The sequence below is a fragment of the Pseudoalteromonas sp. GutCa3 genome (assembly GCF_002836155.1).
Taxonomy (GTDB): domain Bacteria; phylum Pseudomonadota; class Gammaproteobacteria; order Enterobacterales; family Alteromonadaceae; genus Pseudoalteromonas; species Pseudoalteromonas arctica.
In genome coordinates, this window is record NZ_PJBK01000081.1 from 77,706 (window position 1) to 90,905 (window position 13,200).

Genomic DNA, 13,200 nt, shown 5'->3' on the forward strand with positions numbered 1-13,200 from the left:
GAGCTGATTAACATTCGATAATATTAACAGCCAATCCACCGCGAGCGGTTTCTTTATATTTAGTTTTCATATCGTTACCAGTTTCAAGCATGGTTTTAATCACTTTATCAAGTGATACCTTTTGCTCGCCACTGCCACGTATAGCTAAACGTGAAGCGTTAATTGCTTTAATAGCGCCCATTGCATTACGTTCAATACACGGCACCTGTACTAAGCCACCAACAGGGTCGCACGTTAGGCCTAAATTATGTTCCATACCAATTTCTGCTGCGTTTTCTACTTGCACAACATTGCCACCAACAATTTCTGTTAATGCGCCTGCAGCCATAGAGCACGCAACGCCCACTTCACCTTGGCAACCTACTTCGGCACCCGATATAGAGGCATTCTTTTTATATAAAATACCAATAGCAGCAGCGGTTAATAAATAACGCGTGGCTATATCGCGGTCTACTTCTTTCACAAATGTGTGATAGTACATAAGCACAGCTGGTAAAATACCCGCAGCACCATTAGTTGGTGCGGTAACTACACGGCCACCTGCCGCATTTTCTTCGTTTACGGCAAGGGCAAATAAATCAACCCAGTCCATTGCACGAAGCGGGTCGTTACTGACCTCTATATTTAGTTTTAAGTATAAGCTGGGCGCACGGCGCTTTACTTTTAAGCCGCCAGGTAAAATACCTTCGGTGCGCATACCTCGGTCAATACAAGCCATCATTACTTTCCAAATATGGAACAATGTGTCTTTTACTTCGTCTTCAGTGCGCAGTGTTTTTTCGTTTTTCATCATCAAGGTAGAAACACTAAACCCAGACTCTTTACACATCTCTAGTAGTTCTTTTGCGCTACCAAATGGGAAAGGGGCTGGATTTTCTTCTCTAATATCGAGGGCCGCCTGTTTTTCGTTTTCAAACTCTTCGTCGGTAACAATGAAGCCACCGCCAATAGAGTAATATACTTTGCTGTAAACTTTTTCGCCGTTGTTTGAGGCGATAATTTCCATTGCATTAGAATGCTTAGGCAGTGTTTTACGACGATGAAAAACAATAGCACCTTGTTTTGGGAATTTGGCTTTGTGTGTTTTGTTTAGATAAATAACCTGATCTTTTTCAATGGTTGCTAAAATATCGTCGACTAAATCGGCATCAATTGTTTCAGGATCGTAACCGGCTAAACCAAGAATTACGGCTTTACCCGAGCCATGGCCAACACCTGTTTGACCAAGAGAGCCATAAAGCTCTACTTTAATATCGGTAACATTTGCTAATAATTGTTGTTCTTGTAGGTCATTAACAAATAAGCGTGATGCGCGCATTGGGCCAACGGTGTGTGATGACGAAGGGCCAATACCAATACTAAACATATCAAATGCACTGATCATAATGTGTGTGTCTCTACTTTGTTTTATCAGCACGAAGCTGCTCTTTGAACGGTCGAGCATGATAACGTGGAATTGTGATTGTGTAACTACTAATAACGAAGATTTAAACTGGTAAGGCGAGTTGTTTTGTAAAGTTTTTTATAATGCTTGCAGTCGCACCCCAAAGTAAACCATGCGGTGTTTTAAAACCTTGCAAAATAACCGTTTTCCCAAATCGTTGAAAAGGTAAGGGTTGCCAGTTAGCTTCGTTATTTAATTCAGTAACAGAGAGCAAAAAGCTCGCTTGTACTTCATTATAGTCATTTTCCCAGGTGGTGTTTTTTTTGAGTAAACCCACATAGGGGCTAATACTAAAACCCGTTAAGGTTGAATACTCAGGTAAGTGACCTAATACATTAACGTTGCTTTGGGCAATATTTAGCTCTTCTTTTAGTTCGCGAAGTGCTGTGGTGCGAAGGGTAATGTCGCTTACTTCAAACTTGCCTCCGGGCAAACAAATCTCCCCAGGGTGATGGTGTAAATAAGTAGGGCGTTTACACAGTAAAATATGTGCATGGTTATCTATATCAATAATTGGCAGCATAACAGCGCTAGCGCGTTTTTTACGTGTGTCTTTTAACTGATTTGGCGCAGCTGTAGGGCTTAACAGAAACCGCGCCATAATGTGTTCACTATTCAAAGCGACCTACTGTTTTAATAAAGGGAGGATTTTATTTACTTTATCGTAAGTTTCTTGATATTCCAATTCGACTTTAGAATCAGCGACTATTCCGCCACCTGCCCAGCAGTAAATTTGCGCTTTGTGGCACACCAATGTGCGAATAGTGATACTCGTATCCATATTTCCACATGCACTTAAATAACCAATTGAACCACAATAAATGCTGCGGCGATGCGGTTCTAATTCTTCAATTATTTCCATCGCTCTAATTTTTGGCGCACCGGTGATTGAGCCACCCGGAAAAGCCGCTTTTAGCTGATCGACCGCTGTTTTACCTTCATCAAGTTCTGAGGTGACCGTGCTTACTAAATGATGCACTGCCGGAAAGCTTTCAATAGCAAAAAGCGAAGGGACGTGAACGCTGCCAGGTTTTGCTACTTTGCCTAAGTCGTTACGTAGTAAATCAACAATCATTACATTTTCAGCGCGATCTTTAGCTGATGCTGCGAGTATTTTCGCTTGTTGTTGATCCTCTAGTGCATCTGCTTTTCTCGGCAGTGTTCCTTTAATAGGCTTGGTTTCTACAACGTTATTGTTTACAGATATAAAGCGCTCAGGAGAAATTGATAAAATAGCTCCTTGAGGGTGATTTATAAAGCTTGAAAACGGCGCTTTATTTGCCTCACGCAGTTTAATATAAGCTGCCCAAGGGGAGCCTTCAAACTGAGCGTTAAAGCGCTGCGCTAAATTAATTTGGTAACAATCGCCACTTTTTAAATACTCCTCAATTTGGGCAAACTTTGCAGCGTATTCCGTTTCGCTCATATTTGATTGCCAGTCGCTGTTTAGGGCAAAGGACTGCGTATTAACTTGGGAGTTAGCGTGTGTATTTAAGTATTGCTCATAAAGCGCTAATCGATCGGTGTTTGGCTGCGATACATAAAACCAGCTTTGTTGCTGCTTGTCGTAAATAAGGGCATCTAAGTAAAGGCCAATAGCCATTTGGGGAAGATTAATATCTTCGATAGCACGAGTGGGGATGTTTTCAATTGTACGGCCTAGGTCGTAGCCAAAGTAGCCAAGCCAGCCGCCGTTAAAGGGTAAATCGTAATCGGCTTTTGTTTTATCAAGATGCGAAAGCTCATTATTCATAATTTCAAAGCAGTTATCACTACTTTCCATATTATTTAAAAAGCTTTTATTATTTTTTACTTCAAGGGTACTTTGCGGCTCAATGGCAATAATATCAAAACGGCTGTTTATATGATTACTATTTGCAGAATCTAATAGAATTGCATAAGGCAAATGTGAAAAATGCGCAAAAACGTCAATGCAGTTTTGTGTTATGCCTAATTTAATACAATTTTTTTTATTGTTTAGCATTTACTGCCCCTTTAAGAACTGGCTCGAAACGGGCTGGGAGGGTATCATAAGTCAAATTTTTTGGCAGCACTAAGCTGTAAAAAACAGTGCAAACCACCGTCACCGGTTTGATTTAGATTACGCGACAACGCGTAACGGTAACTTAAGGAACCACTATGAGTACAATTTGTCAGCAAGACTTTATTGATAGCATTGAAGATGCATTGCAATATATTTCGTTCTATCACCCACTTGATTTTGTTCAAGCTCTCGAAAAAGCTTACAACAAAGAACAAAGTAAAGCGGCTAAAGACGCCATTGCACAAATTTTAATTAACTCACGCATGTCGGCTGAAGGCAAGCGTCCACTTTGCCAAGATACCGGTATTATTACCTGTTTTGTTAAAGTAGGTATGGATGTTAAGTGGGATAAAACAGATTTAACCGTTCAACAAATGGTTGATGAAGGTACTCGTCGTGCATATTTGAATCCAGATAACCCTTTACGTGCATCTATTGTTGCAGACCCTGCTGGCACGCGTAAAAACACGAAAGATAATACGCCTTCGGTTGTGCATATTGATTTAGTGGCTGGTGGTAAAGTAGAAGTAATGGTTGCGGCTAAAGGCGGCGGCTCTGAAAACAAAAGTAAAATGGTTATGTTAAACCCGTCAGATGATGTTGCTGAATGGGTAGAAAAAACACTACCAACAATGGGTGCTGGTTGGTGTCCGCCAGGCATGCTAGGTATAGGTATTGGTGGTACGGCTGAAAAAGCGGCAGTAATGGCTAAAGAGTCGTTAATGGATCCGGTTGATATCCATGAACTAATGGAACGCGGCGCAGAAACGACTGAAGAAAAACTGCGTTTAGAAATTTTTGACCGTGCTAATAAATTAGGTATTGGCGCACAAGGCTTAGGCGGTTTAACAACGGTTGTTGATGTTAAAATTAAAACAGCACCAACGCATGCAGCTTCAAAACCTGTAGTAATGATCCCTAACTGTGCGGCAACTCGCCATGTACATTTTACACTTGACGGTTCTGGCCCTGCTAATTTAAAAGCACCTAAGCTAGAAGATTGGCCACAAGTAACATTTGAAGTGGGCGAAGGCACACGTCGTGTTGACTTAAATACACTGACTAAAAAAGATGTTCAAGAATGGAAAATGGGTGAAACTGTTTTACTTTCGGGCACTATTTTAACAGGTCGTGATGCAGCGCATAAACGTCTGCAAGATATGATCAATTCAGGTGAAGGTTTACCTGAGGGCGTAGACTTTGATAATAAATTTATTTATTACGTAGGCCCAGTGGATGCGGTACGCGATGAAGCAGTAGGTCCTGCTGGCCCTACAACAGCCACTCGCATGGATAAATTTACCGATATGATGCTAGAAAAAACAGGCATTGTAGGCATGATTGGTAAAGCTGAACGTGGCCCTGCAACGGTTGAGTCTATTAAAGAGCATAAATCTGTTTATTTAATAGCTGTAGGCGGCGCAGCTTACTTAGTATCTAAAGCGATTAAAAAAGCACGCGTAGTTGCTTTTGAAGATTTAGGTATGGAAGCTATTTACGAATTTGAAGTTGAAGATATGCCAGTGACCGTTGCAGTAGACAGTGAAGGCGCCAATGCGCATACACAAGGCCCTGCTATCTGGAAAGCTAAAATTGAAGAGCTTGATAGCAAGCTAAAATAACGTACGTTTTGTATTTTTAAAAAGCGAGCCTAGTGCTCGCTTTTTTGTTTTTTTAAATAGAGTTATTAGTAAGTTTACAGCTCTGACCAGTTTGCGAAAAAGCTTACTTTTTACTGGAAACCTATAGGCAGCGGTACGTAGCGGCCAGGTAGCACTTGTATATTAAACTTTACATGCAACAATTGTATTACGTTCACGTAAACGTAAGTCGGTGTGGTTCTTATATTTATAGTATTTAAAACTTACAAATGACGGTTTTGTGAATTTTTTATCTATATAAAGGTTTTAATTGGGTTATTTAATTTAAGCTTAATGTTTTCATTGGTTTTATCATCTGTGAGTATAGCGAACACGTATATGAAGTGATAAAGTCTCGACAATTTCCAGCGCGCATACCCTCTCACGGGTTAACTATTTCGGAGTATTTTAAGTGGCTGTGTTTAATCGAGTTGAATTTGATAACCATGAACAAGTGGTTTTTTGTTCTGATGAAGAGTCGGGTTTAAAAGCAATTATTGCTGTACATAATACTAACCTAGGTCCTGCAGTTGGCGGATGTAGAATGTGGGATTATGCAAACGACGAAGATGCTGTTTATGACGTGCTACGTTTATCAAAGGGCATGACTTATAAAAATGCAGTTGCGCGCTTACCGTTTGGTGGCGGTAAATCTGTAATTATAGGTAATGCGAAAGAAATTAAATCTGAGCAATTATTTCGTGCATTTGGCCGTCAGTTAGAGCGATTAAATGGCAGCTATTACTCAGCAGAAGATGTAAACATCACATGTGCTGATGTAGCTATCATGAATAAAGAAACTAATTACGTACTGGGTCTTGAAGGTAAAAGCGGTAACCCATCGCCATTTACAGCATACGGTACTTTTTTAGGAATTAAAGCAGCGCTACAGCATCAACGTGGCCATCAAAATTTTGCAGGTGTGAAAGTGGCTGTTCAAGGTCTAGGTGCTGTTGCTTATGGTTTATGTAAACATTTACATGATGCGGGCGCTGAGTTGTTTGTAACTGATATTAACCAAGCCGCCATTGATCGTGTAGTAAGTGATTTTGGCGCAACTGCGGTTGGCATTGATGACATTTACGACTTAGATGTTGATGTTTATGCACCTTGTGCATTAGGTGCAACCGTTAACGATTTAACGATACCGCGTTTAAAAGCGACTATTATTGCAGGCTGTGCTAATAATCAGCTGGCAGAATCTCGCCACGGTGAAGTTATTCGTGAAAAAGGCATTTTATATGCACCAGATTACGTAATTAACGCCGGTGGTATTATTAATGTTTATTACGAAACAGCGCCAGAAGGTTACAGTGCAGCAGCGTCTAATAAGCATGTTGAAGGTATTTTTAATACGTTAACTGAAATTTTTGCTCGCAGCGAAAAAGAGCAAAAATCAACGCATTTAATTGCTGACGAATTAGCGCAAGAGATCATTAAAAACGGTCTGTAATTTAAGTTCTAATTTACATAAAGGTGTGCAATTGCACACCTTTTGTTTATCTGTAAGTTAAGGGGTGTTGATCTTTGCGGATTTAACCTTGAAAGATTAACAGACCCTAATGCAATTATTATTGAACAGCGGTACACTTTATTTTTAATTTTGTGCGGCAAATTATGACTCCCTCAACTTCTCTCATGCAGCCTATCGATTTAGATAATTGGCCTAGAAAGCAACACTTTGAATTATTTAAACACTTTTCTCAGCCTTATTTTAATGTGTGTGTGCGTTTAGATGCTCAAGCACTTTACGACTATTGCAAAACCAATCAATTTTCTTTTTTTCAAGCGTATGTATATTGCACCTTAAAAGCGTGCCATGAGTACGATTCAATAATGCTACGTATAATAGATAATCAACCATGGTTACTTAATAGTGTTCGCGCAAGTGTGGTTGAGCTGTCTGAAAACGATACATTTGTTTTTAGTTATTTTAATAGCGCAAGCGATTTTAAAGAGTTTGCAAATCATGCAAGTGACGTAAGCAAAAAAGCGAAACAACAGCCGTTATTTTCTGATGCATTTGCTCAAACAGAAGGGCAGGCCGACTTAATTCATATATCTGTTTTGCCGTGGCTGAATTTTAGTGCGTTTTCGCATGCATTTAGTGAAGGGCAGAGTTTAGGCATTCCTAAATTTGTATTTGGTCAGTTTGATAAACACACAGGTACAATGCCTTTAGCTATCGATGTACACCACTCATTAATGGATGGTTTGCACGTAGCGAAATTTATAAACACATTGCAGGGTACATTTGACTCCTTTTGCAAAGGTTAACTTAAACACGTCATTTAACGGCAGTGCAAAGCAGTAAACAATTTATAAGTAATCTATAAGTAATCTATAAGTAATCTATAAGTAATCTATAAGCAATGCGATGTGAATTACTTTTTATTCAAATACATAACCTTATATGCTTGAAAAGCACGTGTGCTGGACATATTTATATACCATACCTTAGCTCAGGAAATCCCCATGATAAATGGACTGTTAATTGTTGTTTTAATTCTTTTTGTGGTGATTTTCTGGCGTTGGCCATCAATTCAAAACCGATTATGGCGCAGTAAATATAAAGACTTTGCTTTAAATTCGCAGCAAAAAGATATTTTACTGCGTTGCATGCCCATCTATAAAAAAATGACCGATGCCGACAGAGAAAAGTTAGAGCGACATATTACGTGGTTTTTAAATGAAAAACGCTTTGTCGGTTGTGATGGCTTAAAGCTAACGTCTGCAATGAAGTTAATTGTTGCCGCCGATGCGTGTGTATTAGTGCTTAATAAACCGTGGCCGTTATATAGAAATGTAAAAGAAATTTTATTATACCCCAGTGCTTATTACGCCCCACAATCAACTCGCGATAGTGCAGGACTTGTGAGTTACCACAATACGGTAAGACTAGGCGAGTCATGGCCTGGCGGCACGCTTGTACTCAGTTGGCATGATGTGCTTGAGGGTAACCGCTTGCCAAGTGATGGACATAATTTAGTTTTTCATGAGTTTGCGCATCAACTCGATCAAGAAACAGGTAAAACAACGGGCACACCCATTTTAAAAAGCTCAGCAGATTACAAAGAGTGGGGCCGAGTATTTAGCCGTGCTTTCACCCAGTTAAAAAGTCACGTTGCTTATAGCATGCCGCATGTTATTCACAGCTATGGTGCGACTAACGAAGCTGAGTTTTTTGCTGTACTCACCGAAACCTTCCTCGAAAAACCCGCAGAGCTTCGCCGATACGATCCTGAAATTTACAGTATGTTAGTTAATTACTATCAATTTGACCCTATTGTTTGGCATTAAACCTACATAAACCGCGCTTTATCATATAACGCTGGCAAGTTGCGTTTGTTTTTGTTGCAATCATGTGAAATAGTTTTTACTGCAACAATAACAAGCGAGAAACGCATGAAAAAAATGCTTCATACAGTATTAGCATTGTCGGTGTCATTAGCGATAGGGCAGGTAAATGCCGCCGAAAAAGACGAACAAAAATGGCAAGTAGATTCACCTAAGGGGCAATTTGTTGACGCTGCAATTAGCGTTGAGCAAGGCACATGGATGAATATAGATGTTAGCCCTGATGGTAAAACCGTGGTGTTTGACTTACTTGGCGATATTTACACTATGCCAATGAGTGGTGGTACAGCTACAAAGCTCACCTCTGATATTGCATGGCAAATGCAACCTCGTTTTAGTCCTAGCGGCAAAAGTATTGCGTTTACCTCCGATCAAGGTGGTGGCGATAACATTTGGATAATGGACTTAAATGGCGAAAACCAACACGCTGTTACCGATGAAACCTTTAGATTACTAAATAGCCCTGCATGGAGTCCTGATGGCGACTACTTAGTTGCGCGTAAACACTTTACAGCTAGCCGCTCATTGGGAGCAGGTGAAGTGTGGTTGTATCACAAAGCGGGTGGCAAGGGCGTACAGCTTACAAAACGCGAGAACGATCAAAAAGATTTAGGTGAGCCAATGTTTTCACCTGATGGTCGTTATGTATACTTTTCGCATGATGCAACACCCGGTAAAACCTTTCATTATTCAAAGGATTCTGTAGCGGGCATTTATAAAATTAAGCGCTACGACCGTGAAACGGGTGAAATTGAAACCATAATCGATACGATGGGCGGTGCTATTAGGCCTACACCGTCAACTGATGGAAAAAAACTGGCGTATATAAAGCGTGATGATTTTCAAACTAGTCTTTATTTATATGACTTAACCAGCGGTGAGCACACTAAGCTTTACGATAAGCTTGAGCGAGATATGCAAGAAACATGGGCTATTCATGGTGTATACCCAACCATTGCATGGACACCAGATAACGAAGAACTGGTGTTTTGGGCTGGTGGCACAATTCACAAGCTAGATGTTGCAGACAAATCTGTAAAAACCATTCCTTTTAAAGTGCAAACAAGTAAAAAAATTCAAAAAGCGGTGCGCTTTACACAAAACTTAGATACTGATGAGTTTGATGTAAAAATGCTGCGTAATGTGCAAGTAAGCCCAGATGGCGAAACGGCAATTTTTGAAGCGCTTGGACATATTTATAAACGTGATTTAGAGTCGGGTAAAATTAAGCGTTTAACAAAGCAAACTGATCATTACGAATTATTTCCACAGTACTCTCGCGATGGTAAAAAAATAGTTTACACCACATGGGATGATAACAAACAAGGGTCAGTGAGAGTTGTGTCTGCGCGCAGTGGTCGTGGTGATACAGTTACTAAAGAGCCTGGCAAGTACGTAGAGCCAACGTTTAGCCCAGATGGTAAAACGGTTGTTTATCGAAAAGCCACTGGCGGCAGTATTTTAAACCCTAAGTGGTCACTTAATCCGGGGGTTTATAGCGTAAGCGAAAAAGGCGGTAAAAGTGAGCTTATTTCAAAAAGTGGTTATCAACCACAATTTGGAGATGCAAACGATCGCGTTTTTATAATGAGTCCTTGGCCAAAACCAACGCTTAGCGTAGTTGAGCTTGAAAGTAAAAAAGTTCGCAAACTGTACGAGTCAGAACATGCGACAGAATTTAGAGTATCACCAGATGGGCAATACCTCGCTTTTGCTGAGCGATTTAAAGTATTTGTAACGCCGTTTGTTCAAAGTGGTAAAACAATTAATATTGGGCCTAAAGACAGTCAATTTCCAATAGAGCAGTTATCGGTACGTGCTGGTGAAAACATTAGCTGGAGTGCTAAGAGCAACAAACTTTATTGGACATTAGGGCCTGAGCTTTATCATGCAAGCCTTGAGGGGATGTTTGCCATTAACAAAGCCGAAGATGCCGACTTTAAAGTGAAAAGTGGCGATAATATCGGTTTCAGTAAAAAAATGGCAGAGCCTAAAGGCATGATTGCGCTCACTGGTGCAAAAATTATTACTATGGACGGCGAAAAGGTTATTGAAAATGGTGTTATTATCACCGATGGCAAGCATATCAAAGCAATTGGTACAGCCAGCGAGATAAGCATCCCTAAAGGTGCTGAGGTTATTGATGTAACAGGCAAAACAATTATGCCTGGTATTGTTGATGCTCATGCACATGGCTCGCAAGCAAGCGGTGAAATTATACCTGAGCAAAACTGGAAAAACTTTGCAGGTTTAGCGCTGGGTGTAACTACAATTCACGATCCATCAAACGATACCTCTGAAATATTTACCGCAAGCGAAATGCAAAAGGCAGGCATGATTGTTGGCCCGCGTATTTTCTCAACGGGTACTATTTTATATGGCGCAAATATGCCAGGTTATACGTCGCATATTGACTCGTTAGACGATGCTAAATTTCATTTAGAGCGCCTTAAAAAAGTAGGGGCGTTTAGTGTTAAATCGTATAACCAGCCACGCCGAGAGCAGCGCCAACAAGTTATTGAAGCAGGTCGTGAACTTGAAATGATGGTAGTACCAGAAGGCGGCTCATTATTACAACATAACTTAAGTATGATTGTAGATGGACACACAGGTATTGAGCATTCAATCCCTGTAGAGCACATATACGACGATATAAAGCAGTTATGGTCGCAAAGTGATGTTGGCTATACACCTACGCTTGTAGTGGCTTATGGTGGTATTTGGGGTGAAAATTACTGGTACGATAAAACTGATGTATGGAATCATCCGCGTTTAAGTAAATTTGTGCCTAAAAACCAATTATTACCGCGTTCTATGCGCCGCATTAAAGCGCCCGATCATCACTATAATCACTTTAATAACGCACGAGTTGCTGCTGAACTGCAAGACTTAGGTGTTTTGGTTAACTTAGGTGCACACGGTCAGCGTGAAGGATTAGGTGCACACTGGGAAATGTGGATGTTTGCACAAGGCGGTATGACATCACTTGAAGCTATACGTGCATCAACACTCGATCCGGCTAAGTATTTAGGGCTTGATAAAAACGTAGGATCACTTGAAGTTGGCAAGCTTGCTGATTTAATGGTTATTGATGGCGATCCACTTAAAAACATTCGAGATTCGGATAAAGTAGATTACACCATGATCAATGGTCGCTTATTCAATGCCGAAACAATGAATGAAGTAGGTAAAAAAGAACGCGAACCACTTTACTTCGAAAAGTTATAATTTATTTTGATCTTTTGAAAGCGGCTACATAGCCGCTTTTTTTAGTCTTACTCAACTTATAAGGCTCTATTTTTTTGATTAAATGGTGCAATTAAGGTTGGAAGACGATAATTAATATAATTTTTAGATATTTTTTAGCAAATCGCGCACATAAAAAAACCGCTTAAACGCGGTTTCTTTTAAAAATCATAAATGTTGATTAAACAACACCGCGCGGTAAGCGACAGTCATGATCTTTACGAGCTAAAATTACAATCCAAAGTTCTTCCGCTGTGTAACCTTCTTCGTTTTCGGTAACGACAGTGAATGGCGCTTTTTTCTGTGCTTTAACAGGCGCAGCTGCTTTTGGTTTTTTCGTTTTAGTTGTTTTACCAGAGTTTAACTTTTTAGTAAGCTCTGCTACGTCAGCTAGGCGTAAATTTTTACCGCCATCAATGCTGTACCAACCAGGTTTAGTTGTGATTTCAGGTTTTTTACCATTGGCAGTTTCGTACGCTGCTTCAAAGGCAGATAACACTTCTGTTTTGTCTAGTTTGCTCATCAGAGACCCTATACGTTGTGAACACAGATAAAGAAGAGGTATTTATACCTATTTTAAAACAGTTTTTCAATTTTTTGCGATTTTCCTTCCATTTTAGGGCTATAAACGCCAAAATTTGCACAAAATTCAGTGCTAAGTAAGGTAAGTTATATGCAACGTAGAGAATTTAACCAACTCCTAAATGACATTTTAAAACCTCAATTAATTAAAGATTTTTGCCCAAATGGCTTACAAGTTGAAGGTAAAAACGAAATTAAAAAAATTGTGACGGGTGTAACCGCAAGTCAAGCATTAATAGATGCTGCCATTGAGCAACAAGCAGATGCTATTTTAGTTCACCATGGATTTTTTTGGAAAGGGGAATCCCAACCAATAACGGGAATGAAAAAGCGTCGTATAGGTGCGTTATTAGCACACGATATTAATTTATTTGGCTATCACTTACCACTCGATATTCATCCAGCAGTTGGCAATAACGCGCAACTTGCAAAGTTATTGGATATTGAAATTGAAACAGGGCTAGAGCCAACTTCAAATAGCGTAGCAATGAAAGGGCGTTTAAAAACACCATTAAGTGGTGAAGATTTTGCAGATAAAATTGCAAAAGTGCTAAATCGAACCCCACTCACAAGTTTAGTACGTTCAACAAAAATTGAAACCATTGCACTGTGCACCGGTGGTGGGCAAGGGTATATTGATTTAGCTGCAGAGCAAGGCATTGATGCTTATTTAACGGGTGAGGCATCGGAGCAAACAATTCATAGTTCTCGTGAGCAAAACATTGATTTTTTTGCTGCAGGGCATCATGCAACAGAGCGCTATGGTGTAAAAGCTCTGGGTGAGTTACTTGCTCAAGAGCATGGTTTTGATGTGACATTTATAGATATAGATAACCCAGTTTAACTAGGCTATCTATTAGTTAACCTGAACGCTACTTGAGATAGAT

The 13,200-nt window shown here is 40.0% G+C and carries 10 protein-coding genes; 6 read left to right on the forward strand and 4 right to left on the reverse strand.

The window, feature by feature from the left end:
• Window positions 1-7 precede the first annotated feature (7 nt).
• The 3 genes from CXF64_RS15175 to pabB form a co-directional block, all read right to left on the reverse strand.
• Complete coding sequence (locus tag CXF64_RS15175) at window positions 8-1,384, reverse strand: L-serine ammonia-lyase (protein ID WP_010555091.1); 1,377 nt, start codon at window positions 1,382-1,384, stop codon at window positions 8-10.
• 103 nt (window positions 1,385-1,487) lie between these two features.
• Window positions 1,488-2,063, reverse strand: a complete 576-nt coding sequence (locus CXF64_RS15180; RefSeq protein WP_024590991.1) for an NUDIX hydrolase — start codon at window positions 2,061-2,063, stop codon at window positions 1,488-1,490.
• 6 nt (window positions 2,064-2,069) lie between these two features.
• On the reverse strand, window positions 2,070-3,428 hold the full coding sequence (gene pabB, locus CXF64_RS15185; protein WP_024590990.1) for an aminodeoxychorismate synthase component I: 1,359 nt from the start codon (window positions 3,426-3,428) through the stop codon (window positions 2,070-2,072).
• Between the two features lie 155 nt (window positions 3,429-3,583).
• Here pabB and CXF64_RS15190 point away from each other — a divergent pair, with 155 nt between their 5' ends.
• From CXF64_RS15190 to CXF64_RS15210, 5 genes are all read left to right on the forward strand, one after another.
• Window positions 3,584-5,110 (forward strand): fumarate hydratase, encoded by a 1,527-nt coding sequence (locus tag CXF64_RS15190; protein WP_101217420.1) that lies wholly within the window; start codon window positions 3,584-3,586, stop codon window positions 5,108-5,110.
• Window positions 5,111-5,540: 430 nt separating this feature from the next.
• Window positions 5,541-6,581 carry a Leu/Phe/Val dehydrogenase gene (locus CXF64_RS15195; RefSeq protein WP_008138453.1) on the forward strand — a complete coding sequence of 347 codons (1,041 nt, stop codon included), beginning with the start codon at window positions 5,541-5,543 and terminating at the stop codon, window positions 6,579-6,581.
• A gap of 185 nt (window positions 6,582-6,766) precedes the next feature.
• Window positions 6,767-7,405 (forward strand): chloramphenicol acetyltransferase, encoded by a 639-nt coding sequence (locus CXF64_RS15200; RefSeq protein ID WP_101217421.1) that lies wholly within the window; start codon window positions 6,767-6,769, stop codon window positions 7,403-7,405.
• Between the two features lie 198 nt (window positions 7,406-7,603).
• Window positions 7,604-8,428 carry a M90 family metallopeptidase gene (locus CXF64_RS15205; protein ID WP_024595522.1) on the forward strand — a complete coding sequence of 275 codons (825 nt, stop codon included), beginning with the start codon at window positions 7,604-7,606 and terminating at the stop codon, window positions 8,426-8,428.
• Between the two features lie 105 nt (window positions 8,429-8,533).
• The gene (locus CXF64_RS15210; RefSeq protein WP_101217422.1) at window positions 8,534-11,713 is read left to right on the forward strand and encodes an amidohydrolase family protein; all 3,180 of its coding nucleotides are present in this window, start codon (window positions 8,534-8,536) and stop codon (window positions 11,711-11,713) included.
• A gap of 199 nt (window positions 11,714-11,912) precedes the next feature.
• Here CXF64_RS15210 and CXF64_RS15215 read toward each other — a convergent pair whose 3' ends face one another.
• Window positions 11,913-12,254 carry a hypothetical protein gene (locus CXF64_RS15215; protein WP_002961684.1) on the reverse strand — a complete coding sequence of 114 codons (342 nt, stop codon included), beginning with the start codon at window positions 12,252-12,254 and terminating at the stop codon, window positions 11,913-11,915.
• Window positions 12,255-12,404: 150 nt separating this feature from the next.
• Here CXF64_RS15215 and CXF64_RS15220 point away from each other — a divergent pair, with 150 nt between their 5' ends.
• Window positions 12,405-13,157: a Nif3-like dinuclear metal center hexameric protein gene (locus CXF64_RS15220; protein ID WP_010555099.1), complete on the forward strand. Its 753-nt coding sequence runs from the start codon at window positions 12,405-12,407 to the stop codon at window positions 13,155-13,157.
• Window positions 13,158-13,200 lie beyond the last annotated feature (43 nt).

What these genes read in the sequence shown, in the direction of transcription:
- CXF64_RS15175 (WP_010555091.1), bottom strand. Translation starts at nt 1,384, where the DNA reads ATGATCAGTGCATTTGATATGTTTAGTATTGGTATTGGCCCTTCGTCA.
- pabB (WP_024590990.1), bottom strand. Translation starts at nt 3,428, where the DNA reads ATGCTAAACAATAAAAAAAATTGTATTAAATTAGGCATAACACAAAAC.
- CXF64_RS15190 (WP_101217420.1), top strand. Translation starts at nt 3,584, where the DNA reads ATGAGTACAATTTGTCAGCAAGACTTTATTGATAGCATTGAAGATGCA.
- CXF64_RS15200 (WP_101217421.1), top strand. Translation starts at nt 6,767, where the DNA reads ATGCAGCCTATCGATTTAGATAATTGGCCTAGAAAGCAACACTTTGAA.
- CXF64_RS15205 (WP_024595522.1), top strand. Translation starts at nt 7,604, where the DNA reads ATGATAAATGGACTGTTAATTGTTGTTTTAATTCTTTTTGTGGTGATT.
- CXF64_RS15210 (WP_101217422.1), top strand. Translation starts at nt 8,534, where the DNA reads ATGAAAAAAATGCTTCATACAGTATTAGCATTGTCGGTGTCATTAGCG.
- CXF64_RS15215 (WP_002961684.1), bottom strand. Translation starts at nt 12,254, where the DNA reads ATGAGCAAACTAGACAAAACAGAAGTGTTATCTGCCTTTGAAGCAGCG.
- CXF64_RS15220 (WP_010555099.1), top strand. Translation starts at nt 12,405, where the DNA reads ATGCAACGTAGAGAATTTAACCAACTCCTAAATGACATTTTAAAACCT.